Source organism: Mesorhizobium sp. M0145 (genome assembly GCF_040322355.1).
In the GTDB taxonomy this organism is placed as follows: Bacteria; Pseudomonadota; Alphaproteobacteria; order Rhizobiales; family Rhizobiaceae; genus Mesorhizobium.
Map to the genome: position 1 here is coordinate 78,950 of NZ_JAMYTK010000020.1, position 25,669 is coordinate 104,618.

Annotated in this window: 27 protein-coding genes and 1 pseudogene; 16 read left to right on the forward strand and 12 right to left on the reverse strand. The window is 62.4% G+C overall.

Annotated features, from left to right (window positions below; translation table 11 throughout):
• Positions 1 to 4 precede the first annotated feature (4 nt).
• Complete coding sequence (locus NKJ28_RS24710; RefSeq protein WP_352637292.1) at positions 5 to 1,237, reverse strand: MFS transporter; 1,233 nt, start codon at positions 1,235 to 1,237, stop codon at positions 5 to 7.
• 174 nt (positions 1,238 to 1,411) lie between these two features.
• On the opposite strand from NKJ28_RS24710, the gene NKJ28_RS24715 reads away from it, so the two are divergent.
• The 5 genes from NKJ28_RS24715 (at position 1,412) to NKJ28_RS24735 (ending at position 5,164) form a co-directional block, all read left to right on the forward strand.
• Complete coding sequence (locus tag NKJ28_RS24715; RefSeq protein WP_352505533.1) at positions 1,412 to 1,699, forward strand: DUF3175 domain-containing protein; 288 nt, start codon at positions 1,412 to 1,414, stop codon at positions 1,697 to 1,699.
• A 119-nt stretch (positions 1,700 to 1,818) separates the two neighbouring features.
• Positions 1,819 to 2,730 carry a myo-inosose-2 dehydratase gene (iolE, locus tag NKJ28_RS24720; protein ID WP_352505532.1) on the forward strand — a complete coding sequence of 304 codons (912 nt, stop codon included), beginning with the start codon at positions 1,819 to 1,821 and terminating at the stop codon, positions 2,728 to 2,730.
• Between the two features lie 199 nt (positions 2,731 to 2,929).
• Positions 2,930 to 3,136 carry a LacI family DNA-binding transcriptional regulator gene (locus NKJ28_RS24725; RefSeq protein ID WP_023675823.1) on the forward strand — a complete coding sequence of 69 codons (207 nt, stop codon included), beginning with the start codon at positions 2,930 to 2,932 and terminating at the stop codon, positions 3,134 to 3,136.
• Positions 3,137 to 3,140: 4 nt separating this feature from the next.
• Positions 3,141 to 4,607 carry a rhizopine catabolism transcriptional regulator MocR gene (mocR, locus tag NKJ28_RS24730; protein ID WP_245274662.1) on the forward strand — a complete coding sequence of 489 codons (1,467 nt, stop codon included), beginning with the start codon at positions 3,141 to 3,143 and terminating at the stop codon, positions 4,605 to 4,607.
• A 191-nt stretch (positions 4,608 to 4,798) separates the two neighbouring features.
• Positions 4,799 to 5,164, forward strand: coding sequence for a GFA family protein (locus NKJ28_RS24735; RefSeq protein ID WP_031211544.1), 366 nt, complete (start codon positions 4,799 to 4,801; stop codon positions 5,162 to 5,164).
• A 31-nt stretch (positions 5,165 to 5,195) separates the two neighbouring features.
• Here the strand turns inward: NKJ28_RS24735 and NKJ28_RS24740 are convergent, their stop codons facing one another.
• A complete protein-coding gene (locus tag NKJ28_RS24740) occupies positions 5,196 to 5,639 on the reverse strand; it encodes an SRPBCC family protein (protein WP_023675820.1) in 444 nt (147 codons plus the stop codon).
• 169 nt (positions 5,640 to 5,808) lie between these two features.
• Positions 5,809 to 7,053 (reverse strand): DegT/DnrJ/EryC1/StrS family aminotransferase, encoded by a 1,245-nt coding sequence (locus NKJ28_RS24745; protein WP_352637293.1) that lies wholly within the window; start codon positions 7,051 to 7,053, stop codon positions 5,809 to 5,811.
• Between the two features lie 346 nt (positions 7,054 to 7,399).
• Here NKJ28_RS24745 and NKJ28_RS24750 point away from each other — a divergent pair, with 346 nt between their 5' ends.
• From NKJ28_RS24750 to NKJ28_RS24770, 5 genes are all read left to right on the forward strand, one after another.
• Positions 7,400 to 8,368 (forward strand): polysaccharide deacetylase family protein, encoded by a 969-nt coding sequence (locus NKJ28_RS24750; RefSeq protein ID WP_352637294.1) that lies wholly within the window; start codon positions 7,400 to 7,402, stop codon positions 8,366 to 8,368.
• A 67-nt stretch (positions 8,369 to 8,435) separates the two neighbouring features.
• Positions 8,436 to 9,404, forward strand: coding sequence for a rhizopine catabolism ABC transporter substrate-binding protein (locus NKJ28_RS24755; RefSeq protein ID WP_023675817.1), 969 nt, complete (start codon positions 8,436 to 8,438; stop codon positions 9,402 to 9,404).
• Positions 9,405 to 9,552: 148 nt separating this feature from the next.
• Positions 9,553 to 10,668, forward strand: coding sequence for an ABC transporter permease (locus NKJ28_RS24760; protein ID WP_352465372.1), 1,116 nt, complete (start codon positions 9,553 to 9,555; stop codon positions 10,666 to 10,668).
• Positions 10,669 to 10,682: 14 nt separating this feature from the next.
• Positions 10,683 to 11,495, forward strand: a complete 813-nt coding sequence (locus tag NKJ28_RS24765; RefSeq protein ID WP_023675815.1) for an ATP-binding cassette domain-containing protein — start codon at positions 10,683 to 10,685, stop codon at positions 11,493 to 11,495.
• Positions 11,496 to 11,527: 32 nt separating this feature from the next.
• Positions 11,528 to 12,634, forward strand: coding sequence for a Gfo/Idh/MocA family protein (locus tag NKJ28_RS24770; protein WP_352637295.1), 1,107 nt, complete (start codon positions 11,528 to 11,530; stop codon positions 12,632 to 12,634).
• A gap of 20 nt (positions 12,635 to 12,654) precedes the next feature.
• On the opposite strand, the gene NKJ28_RS24775 is transcribed toward NKJ28_RS24770, so the two are convergent.
• Positions 12,655 to 13,428 carry a FadR/GntR family transcriptional regulator gene (locus NKJ28_RS24775; protein ID WP_352453268.1) on the reverse strand — a complete coding sequence of 258 codons (774 nt, stop codon included), beginning with the start codon at positions 13,426 to 13,428 and terminating at the stop codon, positions 12,655 to 12,657.
• Positions 13,429 to 13,458: 30 nt separating this feature from the next.
• Complete coding sequence (locus NKJ28_RS24780; protein WP_352637296.1) at positions 13,459 to 14,460, reverse strand: LysR family transcriptional regulator; 1,002 nt, start codon at positions 14,458 to 14,460, stop codon at positions 13,459 to 13,461.
• Positions 14,461 to 14,570: 110 nt separating this feature from the next.
• On the opposite strand from NKJ28_RS24780, the gene NKJ28_RS24785 reads away from it, so the two are divergent.
• From NKJ28_RS24785 to NKJ28_RS24795, 3 genes are all read left to right on the forward strand, one after another.
• Positions 14,571 to 15,185, forward strand: coding sequence for a nitroreductase family protein (locus tag NKJ28_RS24785; protein WP_352595392.1), 615 nt, complete (start codon positions 14,571 to 14,573; stop codon positions 15,183 to 15,185).
• Positions 15,182 to 16,039: an EamA family transporter gene (locus NKJ28_RS24790; RefSeq protein ID WP_352637297.1), complete on the forward strand. Its 858-nt coding sequence runs from the start codon at positions 15,182 to 15,184 to the stop codon at positions 16,037 to 16,039. The genes NKJ28_RS24785 and NKJ28_RS24790 overlap by 4 nt, the downstream gene beginning before the upstream one ends.
• Positions 16,040 to 16,206: 167 nt before the next feature.
• The gene (locus tag NKJ28_RS24795) at positions 16,207 to 16,695 is read left to right on the forward strand and encodes a nucleoside deaminase (RefSeq protein WP_023675810.1); all 489 of its coding nucleotides are present in this window, start codon (positions 16,207 to 16,209) and stop codon (positions 16,693 to 16,695) included.
• 120 nt (positions 16,696 to 16,815) lie between these two features.
• Here NKJ28_RS24795 and NKJ28_RS24800 read toward each other — a convergent pair whose 3' ends face one another.
• From NKJ28_RS24800 to NKJ28_RS24820, 5 genes and pseudogenes are all read right to left on the reverse strand, one after another.
• The gene (locus NKJ28_RS24800; protein WP_352595396.1) at positions 16,816 to 17,298 is read right to left on the reverse strand and encodes a hypothetical protein; all 483 of its coding nucleotides are present in this window, start codon (positions 17,296 to 17,298) and stop codon (positions 16,816 to 16,818) included.
• The gene (locus NKJ28_RS24805) at positions 17,295 to 17,714 is read right to left on the reverse strand and encodes a helix-turn-helix domain-containing protein (protein WP_352595398.1); all 420 of its coding nucleotides are present in this window, start codon (positions 17,712 to 17,714) and stop codon (positions 17,295 to 17,297) included. Before NKJ28_RS24805 ends, NKJ28_RS24800 begins: the two co-directional genes overlap by 4 nt.
• Positions 17,701 to 18,243, reverse strand: coding sequence for a hypothetical protein (locus NKJ28_RS24810; protein ID WP_352637298.1), 543 nt, complete (start codon positions 18,241 to 18,243; stop codon positions 17,701 to 17,703). The genes NKJ28_RS24805 and NKJ28_RS24810 overlap by 14 nt, the downstream gene beginning before the upstream one ends.
• A gap of 204 nt (positions 18,244 to 18,447) precedes the next feature.
• A pseudogene (locus tag NKJ28_RS24815) lies at positions 18,448 to 18,742 on the reverse strand (transposase); the annotation flags it as partial.
• A 43-nt stretch (positions 18,743 to 18,785) separates the two neighbouring features.
• Positions 18,786 to 19,682, reverse strand: coding sequence for an NAD-dependent epimerase/dehydratase family protein (locus tag NKJ28_RS24820; RefSeq protein WP_352595404.1), 897 nt, complete (start codon positions 19,680 to 19,682; stop codon positions 18,786 to 18,788).
• A 146-nt stretch (positions 19,683 to 19,828) separates the two neighbouring features.
• On the opposite strand from NKJ28_RS24820, the gene NKJ28_RS24825 reads away from it, so the two are divergent.
• Complete coding sequence (locus tag NKJ28_RS24825; RefSeq protein WP_352595406.1) at positions 19,829 to 20,767, forward strand: NAD(P)-dependent oxidoreductase; 939 nt, start codon at positions 19,829 to 19,831, stop codon at positions 20,765 to 20,767.
• Between the two features lie 683 nt (positions 20,768 to 21,450).
• Here the strand turns inward: NKJ28_RS24825 and NKJ28_RS24830 are convergent.
• Both NKJ28_RS24830 and NKJ28_RS24835 read right to left on the reverse strand, forming a co-directional pair.
• Positions 21,451 to 22,230 (reverse strand): FadR/GntR family transcriptional regulator, encoded by a 780-nt coding sequence (locus NKJ28_RS24830; RefSeq protein ID WP_352453764.1) that lies wholly within the window; start codon positions 22,228 to 22,230, stop codon positions 21,451 to 21,453.
• A 147-nt stretch (positions 22,231 to 22,377) separates the two neighbouring features.
• Complete coding sequence (locus tag NKJ28_RS24835; RefSeq protein WP_352453763.1) at positions 22,378 to 23,367, reverse strand: sugar-binding protein; 990 nt, start codon at positions 23,365 to 23,367, stop codon at positions 22,378 to 22,380.
• A 427-nt stretch (positions 23,368 to 23,794) separates the two neighbouring features.
• Between NKJ28_RS24835 and NKJ28_RS24840 the strand changes: the two genes are divergently transcribed.
• Together NKJ28_RS24840 and NKJ28_RS24845 are read left to right on the forward strand one after the other, a co-directional pair.
• A complete protein-coding gene (locus tag NKJ28_RS24840; RefSeq protein ID WP_352637304.1) occupies positions 23,795 to 24,535 on the forward strand; it encodes an ATP-binding cassette domain-containing protein in 741 nt (246 codons plus the stop codon).
• Between the two features lie 34 nt (positions 24,536 to 24,569).
• A complete protein-coding gene (locus NKJ28_RS24845; RefSeq protein ID WP_352637301.1) occupies positions 24,570 to 25,568 on the forward strand; it encodes an ABC transporter permease in 999 nt (332 codons plus the stop codon).
• Positions 25,569 to 25,669: the final 101 nt, after the last annotated feature.

Sequence of the window (25,669 nt, forward strand, 5' to 3'; positions counted from 1 at the left end):
TGCTTCAGGCCGCCACAGCAGCGCTGCGCCGGGCCTTCCACAGCAGCAGCAGCATGGCCAAAATATTCAGCAGGTTCCAGGCAATGCCGTTGAGGAACGCGGCGGCATAAGAACCGGTCAGATCGTAGATCCAGCCCGACATCCAGCCGCCGATCGCCATGCCGAAAATGGTCGCCATCATGACGATGCCGACGCGCTGGCCAGCCTCCTTGGCTGGCATATATTCGCGCACGATGATCGCATAACAGGGCACGATGCCGCCTTGCGACAGGCCGAAGACCAGCGAGACGACATAAAGCGAGGCAAGCCCGTCGAACGGGATATAGAACAACAGCGACAGGCATTGCAGCACCGAGCCGATCAGCAGGGTTTTCACGCCGCCGATGCGATCGGCAAGGAAACCCGAGCCAAGCCGGCTGACGACGCCCGCCGCCAGCATGATCGACAGCATATCGGCGCCATGCGCCACGCCGTAGCCGAGATCCATGCAATAGGCGACGATATGGACTTGCGGCATCGACATCGCCACGCAGCAGCCGAGCCCGGCCACGATGAGCAGCGCCTGCAAGGCCGCCGGCGACAGGGAGATCGGCTGGACCACGCGGCTGCCCGGCGATCCCGGAGCCGCCTGGGGCGGTGCGCCGCGCCGGAGCAGCAGGATCAAGGGCACCATGGTGACCAGGCAGACGACGCCGATCGCGGCATAGGTGAAGCGCCAGCCTTCGGTCTGCATGACATAGGGCATCGCCGTCGGCCAGATCGCTCCGGCGAGATAGTTGCCGGACGCGGCAGCCGTCACCGCGACGCCGCGGCGACGGTTAAACCAATGCGAGATATCGGCGATCAAAGGGCCGAAGATCGCCGACGAGCCGACGCCGATCAACAGGCCCTGGACGAGGGTGAACTGCAGGATCGAACTGGTCAACGACGCCAGCATGAAGCCGGCGCCAAGTGTAATCGCGGCAATCAGCGCCGGGATCCAATACCCCATGCGGTCGATGGCGCGGCCGAACAGCACATTGCCCGCGGCAAAGCCGACCATGGTCGCGGTGTAGGGCATCGAGGCAGCGGCGCGATCGACGCCGAATTCTGCCTGCACGGCAGGCAGCACCACGACCACCGCCCACATGCCGACCCCGCCGATCGTTGCCAGCAGCATCGAGACGCCGAGCCGTATCCAGGCATAGGCACTGTCGATGCCGGAACTTCCTGCCTGGCTTGAGACGATTGGGGTCAAGAGCGTTTCCTGTCCGCAGTTCTTGAATCGGCGGTTCTGACCACTATCGGCGCATTCGCATCGCCGAGCAGCGCCACGACAGGCAAATCCGTGGCTCCAGCGATTCGGGCCGAAGTGGAACAGGGGTGCGCCATAAGGCGTTTTCCGGCAACGACCTAGTGGAAGGAGTTTGCCATGACCGCGCAACGGAAATGGTCCGCCGACGTCACCGAGCACAGTGACGCGCTGGACCTCGAGGAACATATCTTCGAATCCCACGATCCAAGGAAAATCGCCGCCTCGTTGAAGCGATCGGCCGAGCACAGCGACCGACGCAAGGCAGGGCCGTTTCAATCCGCCATGTCGATGCTGAATTTCTACATCAACCGCGCCGGCAAGAACCTGCCGGCGGCGCAGAAGGAAGTGCTGGAGGACGCAAAGGATGAACTGCGCGTCCTTTTTGGCCGCCCAAAGGAAGACTAGAATCGGTCACCATTAATTGGTTCTGCCAAATTCGGCTGAACTGGACCTAGTGACAGGGCCTCTTTGTCGCCAGTCTGCAGGCTCGGCTTGTCTTCCCAAGCCCGCAAAAGCCTGGCGTCATGACGGTCAAGATCGGCATCAATCCCATCACCTGGAGCAATGACGACGTTCCGGCGCTTGGCGGGGATACGTCCTTGGAGACTTGCCTGTCGGAAACGGCGCTGGCCGGCTACCGCGGCACCGAACTCGGCGGCAAATTTCCGCGCCAGGCTGAAGTGCTTGGGCCGCTCCTGTCTTCCTATGGCCTGGAACTCGTTTCCGGCTGGTATGATGGCCGCATTCTCGACCGCACGGTCGACGAGGAATTCGCGGCGATCACCCCACATCTTCAGCTGTTGCGCGACCTTGGCGCCAGGATCGTCGTCTACGCCGACACCTCGCGCGGTCGCCATGACGGCATTTTCGCACCGATCTCCGAGCGTCCGCGCCTCGCCGACAGGGACTGGCCGTCCTATGGCAAGAAACTGACCGCCCTCGCCGACCGCATGGCTGCATTCGGGGTCGGCATGGCCTTCCACCACCACATGGGCACCATCGTCGAGACGGACGATGAAGTCGACAGGCTGATGGCGGCGACGGGCCGAAGCGTCGGCCTTTTGTTCGATACCGGCCACTGCCTGTTTTCGGGCGGCGACCCGCAATCGCTGCTGCAACGGCATCTCGACCGTATCGTGCATTTCCATTGCAAGGACGTTCGCAGGGCGGTGCTGGAACGGGCACGCCGCGAGGACATGAGCTTCATGGCGGCGGTAATGGACGGCATTTTTACCGTGCCCGGCGACGGCTCGGTCGATTTCCTGTCATTGCTGAAACCCCTCGCTGCGCGCGGCTATGAAGGCTGGCTCGTTGTCGAAGCCGAGCAGGATCCGGCCAAGGCGCATCCGCTGACCTATGCCAGCAAAGGCTATTTCTCGCTGCTCGCCACCGCCCGCGAGGCCGGCTTCGAAGTGGCGACTCGGAAGGCAGGCTGACCGGCCCGCATTGCGAGCCGGAGGAACATAATGGGCGCGCGCCTCGATGGGGTTAGCGACGCGAAAGCGCCCGGCGATCCGCGCCGCCTTGCTCCCTGCGCGGCGCGGATCGCAGAATCCCGGCTCTGGATTAAAACCCCGACTTTCAAGCTTGAGGCCGGCCGGAAGCCGTGCCTTGATGCAACCGAGGAGGAGCGACATGGCTTTCGAAGCTGCGCTTGGCATGGAACGGCTTTGCACCATCCGGGAGATTGCCGAGAAGGCGGAACTTGGCGCCGCCACCGTGCATCGCGCGCTGAAGAACAGCCGCGAGATCCGCCCCGAAACCAGGCGACTGGTGCTCGACACTGTCTGCCGGCTCAACGAGGAAAAGATCGCCCGCGCCGCCCGGTCCGTCGGGGGATAGTGCCGTGGCCGACCACATGCGCCTTTCCCTCGACATCATGTCGGTCGACCGTGCTTCGGAAGAACCGATGCATCGTCAGATCTACGGCGCCTTGCGACGCTTCATCCTTGACGGCCAGATCCCGCAGAACACGCTGCTGCCGTCGACGCGCTCGCTGGCCGAAGATCTGAAGGTCGGGCGCAACACGGTCATCGCCGCCTATGACCAGCTCCTTGCCGAAGGTTTTATCGAGGCGCGTGCCGGATCGGGCACCTGGGTGGCGCCGATCCAGCAGAACCGCCCCTTGGCATCCCTGCGCGCCGGACTGGCAGCGCCGCAAAAGCTGTCGCGGCGCGGTCAGACCATCGTCAACGGCCCGCAACCGCCGCGTAATGCCGGCGTCATCAATTTCCATCCGGGCGTGCCTGAAACGGCATCGTTTCCGTTCACCATCTGGTCAAGCCTTCTGGTGCGCAATGCACGCAGCCGCGACGAGAGCCTGCTTGGTTATCTCTCCTTTGCCGGCCACCCCGGCCTGCGTCAGGCCATTGCCTCGACCATCGGCCTGTCGCGCGGCATCAGCTGCACCGCCGACCAGGTGATCATCGTCACCGGTGCGCAAGCAGCACTCGATCTCGTCTCGCGCGTGCTGATGGACGAAGGCGACCATGTCTGGATGGAGGAGCCCGGCTATCTCGGCGCCAAGAGCGCCTTTCTCGCCAGCGGCGCCAGGCTGGCACCGTTGAAGGTCGACCGGCGCGGCTGGCATCTTGCCGATCCGGAGCTGCCGCCGCCGCGGCTGATCTATGTGACGCCATCCTGCCAGTGGCCGTTCGGCACCATCATGCGCATCGAGGAGCGATTGCAGTTGCTCGACATCGCCGAACGCAACGGCGCCTGGATCGTCGAGGATGACTATGACGGCGAATACCGGTTCCGCGGCCGGCCGGTGCCGGCGCTGCGCGGGCTCGATCATGCCGACCGCGTCGTCTATATCGGCAGCTTCGGCAAGACGCTGATCCCGGCGCTGCGCATCGGTTATCTGATCGTGCCGCGCGAATTGTCGGTGCCCTTCGACCGGGCGGTGAGCATCACCGGTCAGTTCGCGCCGCTGATCCTGCAGGCAACGGTCAACGACTTCATCACCCAGGGCTATTTCGCCACGCATCTCAAACGCATGCGCCGGCTCTATGCGCGCCGGCAGGCGAACTTCGTCAAGCTATGCCAGGAGCATCTGGCCGAATGGCTGACCGTCACGGAAAACGATTCCGGCATGCAGCTGCTGGCGAGCTTCGTCAGGCCCTATAAGGACAGCGACGTGGTTGCCGCGGCCGTCAAGGAAGGGCTCGACGTCCAGGGCATCTCGATCAACTACCATTCCACAGAACCCGAGCACGGCCTGTTGCTCGGCTATGCAGCGATGGACGAACGCCAGATCCTGCGCGCCGTGCTGGCGCTGCGCGCCGCGTTTCTAAGATTGGACAGAAGCTAGAGCCGGCTCTCCATCTCGTTCACCGCGGGGTTGAGTCAATCGCCCGCAGTGATTAGGAAGATGGGGCGTCGGTCCTTGTTTTTCGGCGTTCGCGCAAAGCGCGCTTCCCAAGGCCGAACCACCCCGAAAACCAGAAGCATGCCCACCGCCGGTACGGCGGGCACGCATTCATCTGAACCATGAGGATTGCCATGAGAACCGCATCCTGTGCCTGTGGGCAACTGAGGATCTCCTGTAACGGAGAGCCGCAGCTGGTCGCACAGTGCCACTGCCTCGACTGCCAGAAACGGACCGGCAGCACATACGGCGTCGCCGCCTTCTTTGCGCGCGACAAGGTAGAAGCCGAAGGCGACGCCAGTACCTACAGGCGATCGGCTCGGAGCGGCCATCACGTCATTTTCCATTTCTGCCCGGGCTGCGGCTCGAGCGTCTTCTGGGAGCCCGAGCGAAAGCCTGAATGGATCGCCGTCGCGGTCGGCTGCTTCGCCGATCCCGCCTTTCCGGCCCCGGCGCATGTTGGGTGGGAAGAACGGCGTCATCCCTGGGTTTCCGGTTAGCGACGCCAACCCGCCAGGGCAGCGCTTTATCTTACTGGTTGATCTCGGGTTCAACGAGCTTCGCCAGATTTCGCAGCGACTCCTGCCAGCCGAGATAGCAGGCCTCAACCGGGATGGCGTCTGGAATACCTGCCTGCGTGATATTCACTTCGGTGCCGACCGACACTTTCTTCAATGTCACGGTCACCTCGATCTCGCCGGCCAGGTTGGGGTCGTCGAAGCGGTCGGTGTAGCGCAGCTGCTCATTGGGGACGAGCTCGACATATTCGCCGCCGAACGAGTGGCTGTCGCCGGTGGTGAAGTTGCGGAAGGACATTTTGAACGTACCGCCGACTTTCGCCTCGAAGTGATGAACCGTGCAGGTGAAGCCGTTCGGCGGAAGCCATTTCGCAAGTGCATCTGCTTCGAGGAACGCGCGGTAGACTTTCTCCGGGCTTGTTGTCAGAACGCGGTGCAGCCGTACGGTGCCGGGCATATCGTTAATCCTCCGTGTTGGTGATCGATGCCCCCTAGGACGAGCGGAGCCCGGCCTATCCGACACGGGCCTGCGGATTTTTTGGCGACCGGTAATGCCGGCCGGAATCCTCGCCCGGCCGCCGGACAAGGAACTCGGCCGCAGGGTAGCAAACCGCGCCGGATCTGGTCTAGTTCACACTGTCGAACTTCTGCAGATCAACCGGTGCCGCCTTGCGCAATTCGATATCATCGAGCGAAGCATTCTCCAGCGCCACCCGCGCCGCCGCGTCGATGTTGTGGATCATGTCCTGAATGTCGGTATCGCTGTGCGCCGGGTTCATGGCGACCATCACGGTGCGGTTGAGGATGTCGAGCGAGCGCTTGCCGAGGTCGTCGGAATAATCCAGCCGCAGGCCCTGGTTCTCGGGCAGTGCGTAAGGATTGAGCGCCGGATGATGCGCGCCTTCATGCATCAGCACCTGGTCCCACTGGGTGAAATTGTGACGGCCGGTCTTGCCGGCAACGACGCTCGGAATGGTCTTCGAAAAAGTCTGCGCCGCCTGCTCGCTCGGCAGCAGGTACATCACCTGTGCGGCACAATCGTCGTCCGCGCTGTTCATCGGCGACGGCGTCAGCCCAAGATTGCTGAGGTGGCGGGTACCGGCCAGCACCGTCTTCTTCTCGGCCCGCATCGCCTCGATGATGCCGTCCAGCCGGTCCAGTTGGACGTTGAGCATCGCCCCCATCAGTTCGGAAGCACGCGCGCCGATGCCGGCGAAGGGTTTGATGCTGTCGCTTCTGCCCTGCCAGTAGAAATGGCAAGGGTCGATGGCGCAGCGCGCCCGCTCCGCCACTTTCGGATCGCTGGTGGCGATGCCGCCGCCCTCGCCCGAGGTCATGTTCTTGAAGTAGTTGAAGGAATAAGCGCCGGCATGGCCGATCGAGCCGAGCTTGCGGCCCTCATAGCCGCCGCCGATGCCTTGGCAGACATCCTCCAGCACCAGCAAGCCGCGCTTGGCAGCAATGTCCATGATCGCATTCATGTTGCAGGCCGCGCCCCACATATGCACCGGGATGACCGCCCTGGTGCGCGGCCCGATGGCATCGCGCAAGGCGAGGGGATCGATGGTCAGGCTCTCGTCGATGTCGACGATGACGGGAATGGCCCCTACCGACAGCACCGCGGTCGCGGTCGCCATATAGGTGTGCGCGGGCACCAGCACTTCGTCCCCCGGGCCGATGCCGAGGCCGATCAGGCCGGCGGCGAGCCCATAGGTGCCGCTGGCGGCCAGCGCGAAATGCCCGACGCCAAGATGCTGCGCATAGCGGGCCTCGAAGCGGTCGCATTCGCTGTCCTTGCCGTAACGAAACAGCGCGCCCGAGCGGATCACCCTGGCAATGGCTTCGATTTCCTCTTCGCCGGCGGTGTACATGACAGGCCTCCAAGTCACTTGATAATGTGGTCGCTTGATGGTGTGGACAGCTGTAGGCTTGTCGGCACAGTTTGAAAGAACCACTCCGCCGCTATTCGACCAAGCCATCTGCGCCCGGAAGACGGTTCCTATGACTGGTTTTGAACCGTGATTGGGGAAATCGGTAGCTAAGTGTCTCAGCCGGCAGGCAAATCGTACCCATCCGAATTCGCCAAAGTGGCCCTGTCGGAAACCCAGCTTTCGGCGTTCCATTCCGGCCAGTTGGGCAAACGGTTGGTTCCATGAAATACGGGACACACTTTGGAAGACCCTCGAAACCGGCGCGCCGGCGGGAAGGCGGCCGGTCGTGAACGCCGCCGGCTCCAGCAAACGGATCGTGCTCCACGAGGACGATGTCGGCATGTGCCACGGCGCCAACAGCGCCTTCCTCGAATTGAGCGGGCTGGGTGTCTGCAGTTCCGGCGCGGTGATGGTGCCGTGCCCGTGGTTCCTCGAAATGGCCGAGAGCGCCGTCGCCAAACCTGCCGTTGACCTTGGCGTTCACCTGACGCTGAACAGCGAGAAGCAGCATTACAAATGGCGGCCGTTGACCGCGCCGTCGCGGGCGGCCGGCCTGACCGACGAGTTCGGCTTCTTCTGGCCCGATGTGGCGACCACGCGCCGCAAGGCGGTGCCGCAGGCGGTCGAGGCCGAGCTTCGCGCCCAGATCGACACCGCCTATCGCGCCGGCATCGACGTCACCCATCTCGACACGCATATGGGCGCGGCATTGTCGCCGGAATTTTGCGACATCTACATCAAGCTCGGGCTCGAATATCAGCTGCCCGTGCTGCTGACCAAGACCCTGTCCGCCTATTCCCCCAACGACAATCTGGTCGGCGTCACCGAGGAGGCGTTCCAGCGCGGCGTGGCGCTGGCCCGTGCCGGCGGCTTTGCCATTTTCGACGCCGCCATCCAGACGACCTGGGGCCGGCCGCGTTCCAGGCCGATCGAGCCGGCTTACAAAGCGCTCATCGAGGGTGTGCGCGAGGGCCTGACCTTCTTTTGCCTGCATTGCAACGCGCCCGGTGAACTTGAGCTGATCGAGCCGCGCTCCGCCTATATTCGCACCGAAGAGTACGAGCTGTTCCGAGACCAGGGCTTTCGCGACTGGCTCGCCGCACAGCCGATCGACGTCATCGGCATGAAGCCGTTGCGCGAGGAGCTTCGCGCCACGCTCTCGGCCGGGCGATCATCAACCCGCGGCAACAACGCGGGCGAACAGCGATTGGCGTCGGCAAAGGCCCGCAAAGCGGCCACCCGATCCGCGACGTGAGCCGATCGTCGCGGCCGGAAAACGGCGCCAGAGGGATTGGAACTGCAACGACAAATGGGAGAATAAGATGAAAACTCTTCTGAAAGTGGCATTGGGCGCCTTCGTTTCGGCGGGCCTGATGACAGGCATTGCGCATGCCGCGGGGCTCAAGGATCCGAAGGACGTCCGCATCACCTTCGTGGTGCATGGGTCGGCGTCCGATCCCTATTGGTCGGTGGTCAAGCGCGGCGTCGATGACGCGGCCGCCCTTACCGGCGCCAAGGTCGAATATTACGCGCCGCAGGTCTTCGACGTGGTCGAGCAGGCCCGTCTTCTCGACGCCGCCATCGCCACCAAGCCGGACGGTATCGCCGTCTCCATCGCCGACGCCAATGCGCTCGGCAAATCGGTCAAATCCGGGCTTGCCGCCAATATTCCCATGGTGGTTCTGGATTCCGGCGAAAAGGAAGGCGCCGAGCTCGGCACGACGCTCTATGTCGGCACCGTTTCCGAATATGATTCCGGCAAGAAGGCCGGCGAGCGGCTGGCCAAGGAAGGCACGCTCAAGGTCGTCTGCATCAACCACGAGGTCGGCAATGTCAGCCTCGACCAGCGCTGCCAGGGCCTCAATGACGGGCTGAAGCCCTCCGGCGGCGGCACCGAGGTTCTGGCCGTGGCGCCGGATCCGGCCGACATCCAGCGCCGCACCGAGGCCTATCTGTCGGCGCATCCGGACACACAGGCGGTCTTTGCGCTTGGCGCCACCGCCGCCAATCCGCTGATCCCGATGTTCCGCGACAAGGAACTGTTCGGCAAGCTCAAGCTCTACACATTCGACATCAGCCCGGAGGTCCTCGACTCGGTCGTGGCCGGCGAAATGGGCTTCGGCATGGACGCCCAGCAATATCTGATGGGCTATCTGCCGGTGATCTATCTGGTCGAGCAGGCGACGCACGGCTTCTGGCCGCAGAACAACGCCTATACCGGACCGCTGTTCATAGACTCGCCGGAAAAAGCCAAGGCGATCCTGGCGCTCGCCAAAGAGGGCATCCGCTAAGCCAGCACTCCGACGGAACGGGAGAATGCGCCAAGCGCTCTCCCGATCCGTTCGAAGATTGCGAATTGAGCGATTGGAGAGCCTAATGGCGGTCGTGGAAGACAAGGCGATACCTCCAGCCGAACTGAAGGCGACCGACCGCTTCGGCATGACGTCGAAGCGGGCCGCCGGCGCCGACGAGCGGCTGGCCAGCACCGGCAAGCTGACCCAGTGGCTGCGCCGGCCGGAAGCCGGTGCCGCCGGTGGGCTGCTTGCGACGATCATCATCTTTGCGCTGCTGCCGGGCGCGGCGAACCTCTATTCGCTGCAGGGATCGATGACCTTCCTGACGCTGTCGGCGGAGCTCGGCATCGTCGCCACCGCGGCAGCACTCCTCATCATCGCCGGCGAGTTCGATCTTTCGGTCGGCTCCATGGTCGGCTTTGCCGGTGTCGTCATCGGGCTGACGGTGAAGTACTGGGGCCTGCCGCTATGGGGTGGCATCGCCTGTGCCTTCGCCGTTGCCATCCTCACCGGCTATCTCAACGGCCTGATCGTGGTGAAGACGCGCCTGCCCTCCTTCATCGTCACGCTCGCCACGCTCTATATCCTGCGCGGATTGTCGATCGGCATCACTCGCGCCGTCACCGGCCGCACCCAGATCCCCTACATACTCGAAGGCGTACCGGACCCGGCAACGGCCGGCATTTTCAACGGCCATCTGCTCACCGGCCTGTTCCGCTGGATGGGCGCGCAAGGCTGGATCGCCACCCGCAGCGACGGCATTCCCTTCGTCGCCGGCATTCCGATGTCGATCGTCTGGTGGCTCGGCCTGACGGCGCTGGCCGGCTACGTGCTTACCCAGACGAAATACGGCAACTGGATCTTCGCCACCGGCGGCGACCTGATCGCAGCCCGCAACGTCGGCGTGCCGGTCGATCGCGTCAAGATCAGCCTGTTCGTCTACACCGCCTGCGCGGCGACGCTGCTTGCGACCATCCAGGTGATGGAGGCGGGCTCCGCCGACACCACGCGCGGCCTGCTCAAGGAATTCGAGGCGATCATCGCCGCCGTCATCGGCGGCGTGCTGCTCACCGGCGGCTACGGCACCGTCTATGGCGTGCTGTTCGGCGCGCTGATCTTCGGGCTGGTGCAGATGGGCATCTTCTACACCGGCATCGACACCGACTGGTTCAAGGTCTTCCTCGGCATCGTCATCCTGATGGCCGTGCTGGTCAACAACTACATCAGGCTGAAGGCGCTCGGCCGCGGAGGTGGCAAATGACCGAACCGGCCCAAATGACCGAACCGGCAATGGAACTGCGCGGCGTCAGCGTCAATTTCGGCTCGGTGCGCGCCCTCCAGGACATCGACATCAAGGTCTATCCGGGCGAGGTCCACTGCCTGCTCGGCGATAACGGCGCCGGCAAGTCGACACTGATCAAGGTTCTGTCCGGCGTCTACCGGCCGAGCAAGGGCGAAATCCTGGTCGACGGCAAGCCGGTCACCTTCCGCAGCCCGCGCGACGCGCAGGAGCTCGGCGTGGCAACGGTGTTCCAGGACCTCGGCATGATCTCGCTGATGTCGATCACCCGTAACTTCTTCCTCGGCCGCGAGCCGACCAAAAGCAGCCTGCCCTTCTCGCGCATCGACAAGGAGCGCGCCAACACCATCGCCAGGCAGGCGATGGCCGATATCGGCATCGACGTGCGCGATCCGACGCAGGCCGTCGGCACGCTGTCGGGCGGCGAGCGCCAGTCGGTGGCGATCGCCCGGGCCGTGCATTTTGGCGCGCGCGTGCTGATCCTCGACGAGCCGACCTCCGCACTCGGCGTCCACCAGGCGGCGATGGTGCTGAAATTCATCATCGAAGCGCGCATGCGGGGCCTGGCCGTGATCTTCATCAGCCACAACATCCACCATGCCTATCCGGTCGGCGACACCTTCACGCTGCTCAACCGCGGCCGCAATCGCGGTACCTACGCCAAATCGGAAATCTCACGCGACGAGGTCATCTCGATCATGTCGGGCGGCGAGGATCTGAAGGCGGTCGAGGCGGAGATTGCCGGCCTGCTCGCCCAGATCGGCAACCGGCCGCCTGCGGCGCCTTGAGCTGACAATCGGACATTGCGGGGAATGATGGCATGAGCAGGTTACGCGTCGGGGTCGTCGGCGCCGGCATGGTCTCGCAGGTCGAGCATATCCCCAATCTGCTGCGCCTTGGTGAATTGTTCGAGCTGGTCGGCGTCGCCGATCCCTCGAGGATTTCGCGGCAGTTCGTCACCGACACCCATGGCATTGCCAATTTCGAAACGATCGACCAGCTCTTCGACCAACGCCTCGACGCGGTGGTGATCGGCTCGCCGGACCCGCTGCATCATGAACAGGTGCTGGTGGCGCTGGCGCGCGGCCTGCATGTCTTTTGCGAAAAGCCGCTCTGCTATTCGCTGGCGGAAATCGCCGAGATCATCGCCGCGCGCTATGCCGCCAGGAAAATCGTTCAGGTCGGCTATATGAAGCGCTTCGACCCGAGCTACCGGCTGGCGCTCGCTTCGCTGCCTGGAACATCGAGCACGCTGCGCGCGGTCTCGGTGGAGGTAAACGATCCCGACGCCTGGCCGTTCATCGCCCATCAGCCCTACAGGCGCGGTACCGATATCCCCAAAGACATGATCGCCACTGTCGCCGCCAAGCAGAAGCGCCAGGTCGAAGAGGCCGTCGGCGTGCATCTGACCGATCTCGCTTTCCGTGGATTTACCGGTGCTTACAGCTCGGCCTTGATTCACGACGTCAATGCCGTCCACGGCCTGCTCGACGCGCTCGGCGTGCCGGACGGCGAGGTCGTCGGCGCGCAGATCTTTGCCAATGGCGACGGCGGCCAGGGCGCCGTCAAGCTGCTGGATGGGCAGGCGCTGTGGACCATGACCCACCTCACCGTGCCCAAGCTCGCCGACTACAAGGAGCGGATCACGCTGTTCTTCGACGATGCCAGCCTCGAGCTCGAATTCCCCTCGCCCTGGCTCAACCATCATCCGACCCGGCTGACGGTGACGACCTCGGACGGTCACACGCTGTCGAAGAAAGATTTGCGTGCCGGTTACGCCGAAGCCTTCGTCGAAGAGATGCGTGGCTTCTGGGCAGCGATCGTCAATGGCGATGCGGTCGTCAACCCAGCCGAACACGCCGCCCGCGACCAGGCGCTGCTGATCGGGCTGACCCGGCGGCATCTCGCGACCGCACCCTTCGACTGAGCACTGTAGCCGAACGGCGGCTATCTGGACTTGATGACGCTGTCGGTATTGGCCAGCAGCTTGCGCACCGCATTGCGCGCCGCGTCCGGCCGCTGCAGACGGATGCTCTTCTCGATTGCCTCATGCAGCCTCTGCGCATGCTGCAAATCGTCGAGTTCCCGCGTGGTATAAGCAAATAGATGATCGAATGCTGATTCGATCAGCACGCCGAGCGGCACCAGCAGGTCGTTGCCCGAGGCCCGCAGGATGGCGAGATGAAAACGCGTGTCGGCGCGCGTGCGCTCCTGCAGGTTGGTCGCCTCGCCCATCTCGCGGCAGGCCTGGCTGATCTCGGCCATCTGCTCGTCGGTGCGCCGCATGGCGGCAAAAGCGCTGGCCTCCGGCTCGATGATGTGGCGGAACTCCTGCACCGTCCGGAGGAACACCTCGCGGTCCGGCGAGGTCGCATACCAGGCCAGCACGTCGCGATCGAGCAGGTTCCAGCGTTCCTTCGGCTCGACCCAGCTGCCGATTTTGGGACGTGACGACAGCAAGCTCTTCGCCATCAGCATTTTTATGGCTTCGCGCACCGCCGAGCGGCTGACGTCGAAGGTCTCGGACCATTTGGCTTCGTTGGGCAGGATGGTTCCCGGCGGATAATCGCCGCGCACGATCCTCAGCCCGATTTCGTTGGCGAGCGACGCATGCACGCTCGAGCCCGGCATGCGCGCCGCATCGGCCCGGCGGATACCGCTCGTGCGTTCGGCGAACGCCTCGGCCGCTGTCTTTCCCTTATTCGGCTTCGCGTCCTGCATGGCTCCACAAAGTCCGGATTTGGAGGCGTGTCAAGGAGATGAAATCGCCGGCAATATCTCAGCTTGATTTTCCGCATCCGTCGCCTCGCCGACACCGCGCTTTGCCGAGCCTTCACGCCGGGGAGGCACGAACGGCTTCTCCTTGTCCCGACTGAATTCCTCGATCAGGAAATCAAGGAAGACGCGGATTTTCGGGGCGAGATGCTGGCGTGCCGGATAGACCGCGTAGAGCGTGGTTTCGACCTTGTCCCAGTCATCCAGAGCCGATTGCAGCCGGCCTGCTTTCAGGTCGCTTTCGACATAGAGATAAGGGATCAGGCTGACGCCGAAGCGGGCGCGCAGCGCATCGCGCACGGCAAGGCTTGACGAGACCGAATATCGTCCGTCGATGGCGATCCGCTCGGCTCGGCCGTCCTTGCGGAACTCCCATATGTCCGCATGCCCCGAGAGGCTGAACCGGATGCAATTGGCCGCCTTCAAATCGGCGGGCGTTTTGGGCCGGCCATGCTTCTCGAAATAGGACGGAGCTGCGCAAATCACATGCGGCATGATCGCAAGCTTTCGGGCGACCAGGCTGGAATCCTCGAGATTGTCGCTGCCGCGAATGGCAAGGTCAAATCCCTCCCGCACGATATCGACGCGCCTGTCGTCAAGGTGCAGATCGAGCTTCAAATCGGGATAGCGCGATAGAAACGCGGGCATGGCAGCCGAAAGCCGCGTCAACGTGACAGTCATCGGCGCGCTGACCCGCAACGTGCCGCTCGGCGCCGTCTTGATCGGGCCGAGCACCTGGTCGGCCCTGGCCAGCGCATCGAGCCCCTGCGTGACATGCTCCAGGTAGATCCTGCCCTCTTCAGTCAGCGCCATGCGCCGCGTTGTCCGGTTGATGAGCCGCACCCCCAGATCCGCCTCCAGCTCGGCGATATTCTTGCTGATCGCGGGAGGCGAGAGACCGAGCCGCCGTCCGGCTTCGGCAAAACTGTTCAGTTCCGCCACCTGGCGGAAAACCTGCAGCGCAGTCAGGCGATCCATCTCACCATTCTCTTCTAGTAAATAATGTCTTTCAATTATCGCATATTATCGCTCATTGGTAAATTCTCTATCTGCTATCCGAACGGCTTGCTCAATTTCGGAATGACATGATGACCAACCCCGCAATCTCCCTTATCGAGCGACGCATGTCGGCCAATCGGTTCGATGCCTCGCATGCATTGACGGATGCCGAGGTCGAGGAACTGGCACGCCTCGCAACGCGCGCGCCAAGCGCCTACAACCTTCAGAATTGGCGTTTCATCGCCGTGCGGACGCCGGAAGCAAAGGCGCGGTTGCGCAGCCTGGCCCACGGCCAGGTCAAGGTGCAGGAAGCAGCGGTCACCTTCATCATCTGCGGCGTACTCCCCGACCACGCTGCCCTCAATGCAAGGCTGCGTCCTTTCGTGGAAGCCGGCTTCATGCCGGTGGATATGGCTTCGGGCTGGCAGGAAGGCGCCCGCGCACAATATGCCGATCCTCTAGCGGCCCGCGACGAAGCGGTGCGCTCGGCAACGCTTGGCGCCGCAACGCTGATTTTCGCGGCCGAAGCGCTGGGCCTCGGCTCCGGTCCGATGGCCGGCTTCGACGCCGAAGGCGTGGCCCGCGAGTTTGGCCTTGGGCGCAATGAAGTGCCGGTGATGCTCATCGCGGTCGGCCGCGCCGCGCCCGGCAACTGGCCGCAAAAGCCGCGCCGCCCTCTTGCCGAAGTACTGGAAATCTTATGAAAACGCACCGTTCCGATCTGTTGCTTACGGCCATCGCACCCGCGATATGGGGCAGCACCTATATCGTCACCACGCAGTTCCTGCCGAACTTCTCGCCGATGACGGTAGCAATGCTGCGAGCCCTGCCCGCCGGATTGCTGCTGCTGGCGATCGTTCGGCAACTGCCAACGGGCATATGGTGGCTGCGCAGTTTCATCCTCGGAGCCCTCAACATCTCGATCTTCCTGAGCATGTTGTTTGTCGCCGCCTACCGGCTTCCGGGCGGGGTCGCGGCGACCGTGCTGTCGGTCCAGCCGTTGATTGTGATTTTCCTCGCCGCTGCCCTGCTTGCCAGCCCTGTCCGCCGGTTGGCGATTGTCGCCGCCCTTGTCGGGATAGCCGGTGTTGCATTGCTGGTGCTGACCCCGAACGCGACGCTCGATGCGGTCGGCGTTGCCGCCGGCCTCGCCGGGGCGGCCTCAATGGCCTTCGGCAGCGTGTTGAGCCGCAAGTGGCAGCCGCCAGCATCGCTGCTCGCCTTTACGGCATGGCAACTGACTGCCGGTGGTCTCCTTCTCGTTCCGGTGGTCCTGCTTTTCGAACCACCCATCCCGTTCCCGACCGCGGCCAACCTGCTTGGACTGGTGTGGCTCGGCCTGATCGGTGCGGCGCTGACTTATGTCCTCTGGTTCCGGGGCATTGCGCGACTCGAATCTTCGGTGGCGTCATCGCTGCTTTTCCTCAGCCCGGTGACCGCCGTGCTGCTCGGATGGGTAATCCTGGATCAGACACTGATCTTGCCTCAAATCGCCGGCGTCGTTTTCGTCATCGGCAGCATCTGGCTGGCTCAACGCCCTAGTCGGAACGAGGCTTGAGCCTAATGCATGTCGCGCAAAGTGTGCAGCGGTTTTGCGATAACGACATGCATACAACAGGCACCTGAAGCGCGTCGTACGAGGCCCGTCGAACGCGACGCGCTTACCGACTTGAGTCGGCGGATTGTTCCGCACTATGATCTAGCGGCGCTGCCGGAGATCCGCCGATGCCACAACGCCCCTATGATGAGCGCCTGCTCCGTCAGGCGTTCGAAGTCGCGCGCAAGGCCCGCGATGCTGGCGAACATCCCTTTGGTTCGCTGCTCGCTGACAAAGACGGCAATGTGTTGCGCGAGCAGCCCAACGCTTACAAAGCCCACGGGGGCGACCGCACCGCTCATGCCGAAAGGCTGCTGGCCTCGTGGGCGGCGATGAATGTCAGTCTCGAAAAGCTGGCCTCTTGCACCCTCTACACTTCGGCCGAACCTTGCGCGATGTGCTCCGGCACAATCTATTGGGCGGGCATCGGACGGGTCGTCTTTGGGCAGAGCGAACACGACCTCAAGCGGCTGACGGGCGCACATGTCGAGAATCCCACGCTCGACCTGCCCTGCAGGATCGTCTTCGAAGCCGGGCAGCGTCCGACTGAAGTCGTCGGCCCGCTGCTTGCCGATGAAGCGGCGCAACTCCAGGCCGAATTCTGGAAGGACAAGTAGCTCAATTGCCGCGCGGCGGGAAAACGAGTGAGTGCTAGGCTCAGGACTTATTGATTAAAAGTATTGTCCCCTTCAAACAAGTGAAGCGGGGATCATCGGGGAGCCTTAACCCCTTTGGGCCTAAAGAGCAGTGGGGATGGGGTTGCCGGTTCCATCCCTGCTCAACTGCGAGATGCGCAATCGGCCAGCTGAGATTTCCTCCCCGTCGCGAACGACTACGACCACGAGTTTTGCAGGCTCCTGGAAGACCAAGGTTGACAGTTGAATGTTCATGCTAAGAGCCAATAATTTGACTGCATCCTTCTCAAATTCGAGGGGTCCTCTCTGGGGGATGATGTCGGTCTTCGGCACTGGAGCTTCTATCAAATCAACTACCCCACCGGCCTTGGATTCAAGACGAACTTTTATCGCGAGGGTAGGCAAAGTTTCTGGATACGGCTCAAGGTATTTAATCAGACACCATAGCCCAGTGGGCAACGCCCACGGCAAAGGTCCGTCGAATAAAACGGCATCATTATAGACCCCTATGTGCAGTTGCTTCCCGTTGGCCTCCTGTCGAAGGTCATCGCAAAACACGACGCTAGCATGGGGGTTCAAAATCATGCTGCCTCAAGGCGTATTGAGACCGCACTGACGGTATCGGTTCCCGGCAGGATGGGATGCTGCCCGGAACTTGGTGTGGTCCCCGCTCCGAGCGTGAGCGGCTGTATCTCGCCCGCGGGCCCAAACCGACGGTTCATTTTTCTGTCTACGACCACAACCTCTACGTCTACCTCAAGGGCAATCGCGAGGTCCGAGATAGTGTCTATTTCCCAGTTCGGCTTTGTTCCTGAAAACCAGCGAGAGACCGCAGACTTGTTAATTCCGAGGCGATCAGCAAGCTGACTGAGGGTGAGCCCTGTTTCCGCTTTCCTGGCTTGGATGACCGCCCAAAAGGCACTCACAAAAGCCGAACGAAGCATCCCACGTTCGAACTCTTGAACGAACGCTTGGTCGGAAACCTTATTAGATTTTTTCATCCACATCTCGACATATTCCCTTCACGTACTCTAACGCTGTTGCTGCACGAAAAGGTTGCGCATTACCCATGGTGTTGCCCCAAAGATCGGGGATTCCAGCGGCGGTTTCGCTATAGTTCTTTTTGATTCCTAGCCAGTGTCGGCAATGCAGTCCTAAACCTATGAATACACCGGCGTCGAGGAACCTACCGAATAGACGCACTTGGACATGCCTGGGCTTTCGCGCACAAATTACCCAGACCTCGTCAACAGAATGCAGCCGTTCGATGTCTGGCCCCCGATCGTCTGGGTCTCCTTTGAGGCTTGCCGTCACGAACCAACCGAAACAAAAAATCGCGATCAGTTCTTCCATTTTCGCCATCGGCAAATGGCTTAAGTCGGGATCCTTCCCAGCTAATCCTCTATAAACATTTGGCGTCACATACAGAAACCGCTTGGCCTCCACCTTCTGGTTAAGCGCAGGCCGCGCGACGAGCCGACCGGTTTCGACCGCCCGATACAAAATAGAGTTAGTTGCGTTTAAAGTCAACAATTTCCCCCGCTGGCCGCACCGTTCCTCTCGAATGGGGAAATGTGTTATTACCAGCCAGGAGATAGCCTATGTCAGATTCGAGCTTGAGTCAGGCCCTGCAAGCAAATCGATTGGAAGATTTCATCAAGCAACGGAAGCCAAAGGCGTTGGCCCTGTGGATAAAGCCGTTCTTATCCCAAAGTCATCAAACACAAGACAGGATCAGATCAACATCGCGTTCTGCATCAGGCGATAGTTCGACCGGAAAGTGAATTCGGCAAGGTAGCGATCCATGTATTTGGCCGGCGCGTGAATGTGGTCGAGCGAACCGAGTTCTTGAACAGGCTCCAAAAAATCTCAACATAATTGGTCGAAAGGAATTCGCCGGTGGCGTTGTAGAACGTCGATCAAATGTTTTTGCAGTGCCTCACGGTGCCGAGCTTGTACCCGTCACCCTCTATAACCCATAGGACATGAGTTCGTCGGTCGAGACGACAGAGCCCTTCTCAACGTTGCGCGTCGGGGCTGGCCCAGTGCCGCCATCGCGTCAGCTGCGCCCGTCAGCTCGTCTTGACGTATTTCCGCCAGCTGTGCTCCGGCCGGAAGCCGAGCATGTCGCGTGCCTTGCGGTTGGAGAGCAGCGTCTCGTAGTCGCCAAGGTCGCCCTTGACCGGCACATCGGGGTAAAACCGCTTCAGGAGTTCGGCTGTCGGCAGGTCGGACGAGGTGTCGTCGTTGGCGGCGTTGAACACCTGATAGCCGAGCCCGTCCTTCTCGATGGCGTGCAGCGTGATCTGGCCGAGGTCGCGCGCGTCGATATAGCTCCAGGCGATGCGCTTGCGGAAACCTGGATCGGCGAACCATTTCGGAAACAGCGAATATTCATGCGGCTCGATGACGTTGCCGATGCGCAAGGCATAAATGTCGAAGCCGCTGCGCAGGGCAAAGGCGCGCGCGGTCTTCTCGTTGACGACCTTGGACAGCGCGTAGCTGTCCATCGGGTCGACGTCGTACTCCTCGTCGAGCGGAAAATGCGTCGGGTTGCGCGGCTCGTTGGCGAATACCAGCCCGTAGGTCGTTTCGCTGGAGGCGATCACCACCTTGCGGATGCCGAGTTTCACCGCGGCCTCGATGACGTTGTAGGTGCCGAGCGCGTTGATGCGGAACACCTCATTGTCGGGCGTGATCATGATGCGCGGGATCGCCGCGAAATGCACCACGGCATCGACCGGCTGCGTACGCAGCGACGGGTCGAATTCGTGCAGGCCGATATAGCTCGACAGCGCATTGAACACCTGCCCGCTGTCGGTGATGTCGGTGATCAGCGTGCGCACCTTGGGATTGTCGAGCGGCTTGGTGTCGATGTTGAGCACCTGGCAGCCCTGCTCGACCAGATACTGCACGACGTGGCGCCCGGCCTTGCCGCTGCCGCCGGTGAACATGATCCGCTTCGTCATTTTGCTCTCCCTAAGATTCATGTGTATTGTCAGACAATATCGAACTCTGCAATCGCCTGCCATGGCGTGCGGCAAAAACCCGCTTCAACAATTCGCCGGCAAGGTGCAGCGCCGTCATCCATCATTGCAAAATAGGACGAAACGACATGAACACGACTGCCGCGAGCGAAAAGATCGGCTTCATCGGGCTTGGCCTGATGGGGCACGGGATCGCGAAGAACATCGTCGATAAGGGCTATCCGCTGACGTTTCTCGGCCGCAAGAACCGCACGCCTGCGGAAGACCTGCTCGGCCGCGGTGCCAGGGAAGCGGCGACCTCGCGCGACGTCGCGGCGGCATCCGATATCGTCTTCATCTGCGTCACCGGCTCGCGCGAGGTCGAAGCCATCATTCGCGGCCCAGGCGGTCTCAAGGAAGGCCTGAAGCCGGGATCGGTTGTCGTCGATTGCTCGACCTCTGATCCCGTTTCGACGGTGGCGCTGGCCGCCGAACTCAAGGCGCTCGGCGTCGCCTATGTCGATGCCCCGCTCAGCCGCACCCCGAAAGAGGCTTGGGAAGGCACGCTCGATGCCATGGTCGGCGCGCCCGATGCGGTCTTTGCCCGGCTGAAGCCGGTGCTCGAAACCTGGGCCGGGCGTATCGTCCATATCGGCGACACCGGTGACGGCCATCGCATGAAGCTGCTCAACAATTTCATCTCGCTCGGCTACGCCGCGATCTATTCCGAGGCGCTGGCGCTGGCGCAGAAGGTCGGCATCTCGCCGCCGCGCTTCGACAGCGTCATCCGCAACGGCCGCATGGATTGCGGCTTCTACCAGACCTTCATGCGCTGGACGCTGGAAGGCGACCGCGACGCGCACAAATTCACCATCGCCAATGCCTTCAAGGACCTCACCTATCTCGAATCGATGGCGGGTGCCGCCGGCATCGCCAACCCGCTCGGCAACGCCACCAAGAACGCCTTCGCCGGCGCCTTCGCGGCCGGCCCCGCCGACCAGTATGTGCCGATGCTGGCGACGCATATCGGCAAGGTCAACGGCGTCGACCTGATGCCGACCAGGGATGGCAAGAAGCAGACGATCTGAGGCGGCCGATCAGCTCTCTGCCACGCAAGCTCACTTCATTCCGAGGCGTAAGCGCCACTGGCGAAGCTGCCGACCTCCCCTGAGGCAGTGCAATCGCATGTAGGCAGGTGCCCCCTCACCCTTTTTGCCAACACAATTCAAACGGCAAATTGGGGGAAATCCGACCTCTCCCCGAGGGGAGAGGAGGTCGCCAGCGCCGGCGTCAGCCTCTTCTCCCCAGCGGGAAGAAGGTGGCCGCCCACGGGTCTTGCCTCCGGCAAGCCCGAGGACAGGCTCCGCGGCCGGATGAGGGGAACTCCCTATGCGATTGCCCCGCCTTGTTGGGGCGATGTCCGGCAGGGCAGAATGGGTTCCATCCGACGTTGGTATCGGCAGCACGCGCAACGCCAGAAACAAAAAACCCGCCTCGGGAGGCGGGTCGTTGGAGCCAATTAGCACCATACCGAAATTAGTAGCATAGCTGCCGGCACAAAGCAAGAACAAAATAGCTGCGACGGCAAAAAGTCCGAATTCCTTTCCCACCCGAGGTCGCCGCCCTCATTGCCTAGCGTTGATGATCAGCGAAAGCCGAAGTGGCATCCAATCTCCCCCCTCGTGGGGGAGATGTCCGGCAGGACAGAGAGGGGCGCGAAGGAAGGCGAGTTTTGCAATCGTTCGGAGCAACGCCAGCCCTGGCGCATAAATCACCGCCGCGACCGGCCGATGACATCGTCGGTGTTGGCAAGAAGCCTGTGCACCGCGGCGCGGGCTGCGGCGGGCCGCTGCAGGCGGATGTTCTTCTCGATCGCCTCGTGCAGTGCCTGCGCCCGCCGCTGATCGCTGGTCTCGCGGGTGACGAACTGGAACAAATGGTCGAGCGCCGATTCGATCAGCACGCCGAGCGGCACCAGCAGATCGTTGCCCGAGGCGCGCAGGATGGCGAGGTGAAACCGCGTGTCGGCGCGCGTGCGCTCCTGCAGATTGGTTGCCTCGCCCATCTCGCGGCAGGCCTGACTGATCTCGGCCATCTGCTCGTCGGTGCGCCGCATCGCGGCAAAGGCGCTGGCCTCCGGCTCGATGATGTGGCGGAATTCCTGCACGGTCCTGAGGAACACCTCGCGGTCCGGCGAGGTCGCATACCAGGCCAGCACGTCGCGATCGAGCAGGTTCCAGCGCTCCTTCGGCTCGACCCAGCTGCCGATTTTCGGGCGTGACGCCAATAGGCTCTTCGCCATCAGCATTTTTATGGCTTCGCGCACCGCCGAGCGGCTGACGTCGAAGGTCTCGGACCATTTGGCTTCGTTGGGCAGGATGGTTCCCGGCGGATAGTCGCCGCGCACGATCCTCAGCCCGATTTCGTTGGCCAGCGACGCATGCACACTCGAGCCGGGAAAGTGTGCGGCATCGGCACGTCGAACGCCTGCCGGCCGCTCAGCCTCTGCCTTGAATTTGGCGGGTCGCTTTTTTGATGTCGCGTCCGGCATTGGTATTCCCCGGCAACTGCTTGTCGAAAGCCTGAACTCAGGGCACGGCAAAGCAGCGGCCTACGCTCCAAAGCAGCGTCGCCTCGTGCGTTTTGTATGGACAGTGCGAACGGGGCGCCCGTTGAAGGGCGCCCCGAAATTGCCGACCTACTTCTGGATGCAGGTGTCGACCGTGTCCTTGGTGCATTCGTCGAGGCCGGTGAACACCGGATCGGCGACCGGCTTGCCGCCGACCAGGTCGATCATCACCGAGGGCGCCTTGTAGCCCATCTCGAACGGCCGCTGGCCAACCAGCGCGGTCACCAGCCCGTCACGAGCAATCGCCACCTCGTCGCCGATCGTGTCGGCGGCGCCGATGACGAAGGCGTTGCTGGCGATCTTGTCGGCCATCGGCTTGAACAGGTCGCGGTAGGGCTGCGGAGCACCGAACAGCGGCCAGCCGCCCATGATGCCGAAGGCGTCGAGATCGGGATTGGCGGCGAGGATGTCGGTCATCGCCTGCACGCCCTTGGCGCCGTCGTCATTGGTGAACACCGGGCAGCCGGCAACTTCCGTCCAGCCGCCTTCGCCCGCCAGCGCCGCGAGGCCGTCCTTGCCCGACAGCGCGTCACGCATGCCCTGCGCGCGGCGCAGGATGTTGTCGGCGGCCGGATTGCCTTCGATGGTGCAGATCTTGCCGCCATTCGGCTTGGCCTTCTTGATGTATTCGCCGATCTTGTGACCCATCAGGTAATTGTCGGTGCCGAGATAGGTCTTGCGCAGCGCCGCATCTTCCTTGCTGAGGTCGGCGTCGAGGGTCATGATCGGGATCGACGGATTGGCGCTTTTGATCGTCTGCGCGATCAGCGGCGCGTTCGATGGCGAAATCGCCATTGCCACCGTATCGGGCTTGCTCAGCATGTCCTGGACGATCTGGGCTTCACCGGCCTCATCCGAGGTCGATGCCGGTCCGGTGTAGAAGCACTCATATTCCGAGCTGGCGTTTTCCTTGTTCCACTTCTCGCAACCCTGGTGGATGGCCTCGAAGAATGGATTGTCCAGACCCTTCACCACGATGACGAGCTGTTTCTTGGCCATAGCCGGCCCGGCACCCAACGCCATGACGGCGGCGGCAGCGAGCAATAGTGATTTCCTCATGTCAGTCCTCCCTTTTGAAACAAACGGACACCGCGTGCCCGCCACACACAGATCGACCCGGAGCAAGATGACAGAGGACGTCGCACTCGTGTCGCCAAGCCAGGTCGATAAGCATTTTCATATTCAGTCTCAGACCGGCACCGACAGATATCGCTGGTTACCAAATCCCTGACCGACAAACCCTCACCGATTCCTTCCGGCAACCCGGGGGCTCGGCGCAAGCTCCTCCGACACTTAGCTAATATCGCCTTGTCACCGACGTCAATGCTATTTGTCCTACAAAACTGATTTTTCGAAAGAAGCCGTGGTTGACGCCAAGGAGGCTTATGCGTAAATGGGCAAAATCGCTGCTTCCGGGAGGAACTGGGGAGAGCGAATGGCCGCGGCAGAACCGCAGGCCGCAAAGCACGGGGAGGCAAGAAGGCTGGTGGCGGTTCTCGAACTCACCAAAATCTCGAAGCATTTTGGCGCCATCCAGGCGGTCAACGACGTTTCGTTGTCGATCGAGGCCGGACAGGTTGTCGGTCTGATGGGCGACAACGGCGCCGGCAAGTCGACGCTGGTCAAGATGATCGCCGGCAATTTCCCACCGAGCCATGGCACGATGCAGATGGACGGCAAGGAGCTGATCCTGCACAAGCCGGTCGAGGCGCGCCAGCACGGCATCGAAATCGTCCATCAGGATCTGGCACTGTGCAACAATCTTACGGCCGCCGCCAACGTCTATCTCGGCCGTGAATTGCGCCGCGGCCTCGGGCCGCTTCGTATCCTCGACTATGCCGCGATGTACAAGCGTGCCGGCCAGATCTTCGCCGAGCTGAAATCCGAAACGCGCCCGCGCGACCTGGTCAAGCAAATGTCGGGCGGCCAGCGGCAGGCGGTGGCGATCGCCCGCACCATGCTTTCGCAGGCCAAGATCGTGCTGATGGACGAGCCGACGGCGGCGATCTCGGTGCGCCAGGTCGCCGAGGTGCTGAACCTGATCCGCCATTTGCGCGACCAGGGCATCGCCGTCGTGCTGATCAGCCACCGCATGCCCGACGTCTTTGACGTCGCCGACCGCGTCATCGTCATGCGGCGCGGCCGCAAGGTCGCCGACAAGACGATCGCATCGAGTTCGCCGGAAGAAGTCACCGGACTCATCACCGGCGCCATCGAACAGGTATGATTGACGCCTCAACCATGAGTAAAAAAGGTCGATAATGGCAGTCACCCTTGATCAGACGATTGCGCACAAGCAGCACACCTTGCTGAGCAAGGTGTTTGCCAGCCAGACCTTCTGGGTGGTGATCGCGGTCATCCTCGCCTGCCTGTTCCTGTCGGTGGTCACGGATTCCTTTGCCACGACCAAGAACCTCTACAACATCACCCGCAACGTCACCTTCGTCGCCATCGTCGCGCTCGGCATGACCTTCGTCATCATCACCGGCGGTATCGACCTGTCGGTCGGCTCGGTGCTTTGCCTGTGCTCGATGGTGCTGGCCGTGACCATGCATGCCGGCTACGGCATCGAGATCGGCATTGGCGCTGCGATCGCCACAGCGCTGATCATCGGCGCCTTCAACGGGGTTCTGATCGCCTATCTCGGCTTTCCGCCTTTCGTGGTGACGCTCGGCATGCTGTCGATTGCGCGCAGCCTAGCCATGGTCGCCTCCAACAACACCGTCGTCTTCCAGTTCGGGCCGGACCACGACAAGCTGCTGGCGCTGGGCGGCGGCGCCTGGGTGTTCGGCATCGCCAATCCGGTGCTCTACATGATCGTGCTGGCGTTGATCACCGGCTTTGTGCTGCGCTGGACCAAATTCGGCCGGCACATCTTCGCCATCGGCGGCAACGAGCATGCGGCAACGCTGACCGGCGTTCCGGTGCGCCAGATCAAGGTCGTCGTCTACATGATCTCGGCATTGGCGGCTGGCCTTGCCGGCATCATCCAGACCGGCTGGCTGGGCGCGGTCACCACCAATCTCGGCAACGGCATGGAGCTTCAGGTGATCGCCGCCACCGTCATCGGTGGCGCCAACCTGGCCGGCGGCATGGGCACGGCTTTCGGCGCGGTCGTTGGCGCGGCGCTGATCGAAGTCATCCGCAACAGCCTCGGCCTGCTCGGCATCAATGCCTTCTGGCAAGGCGTGTTCATCGGCGGCGCCATCCTACTGGCGGTCCTGTTCGACCGCATCCGCAATTTCAGGCGCAACGACTGACGTTCAAGCGCAGCCCCCCTTCTCCCCTTGTGGGCTAGCGTGCGCACACATCTGCTTCGGAGAGGTGTCAAGGGAGTTTTGGTTGGGTAGCAGGTTTGGCT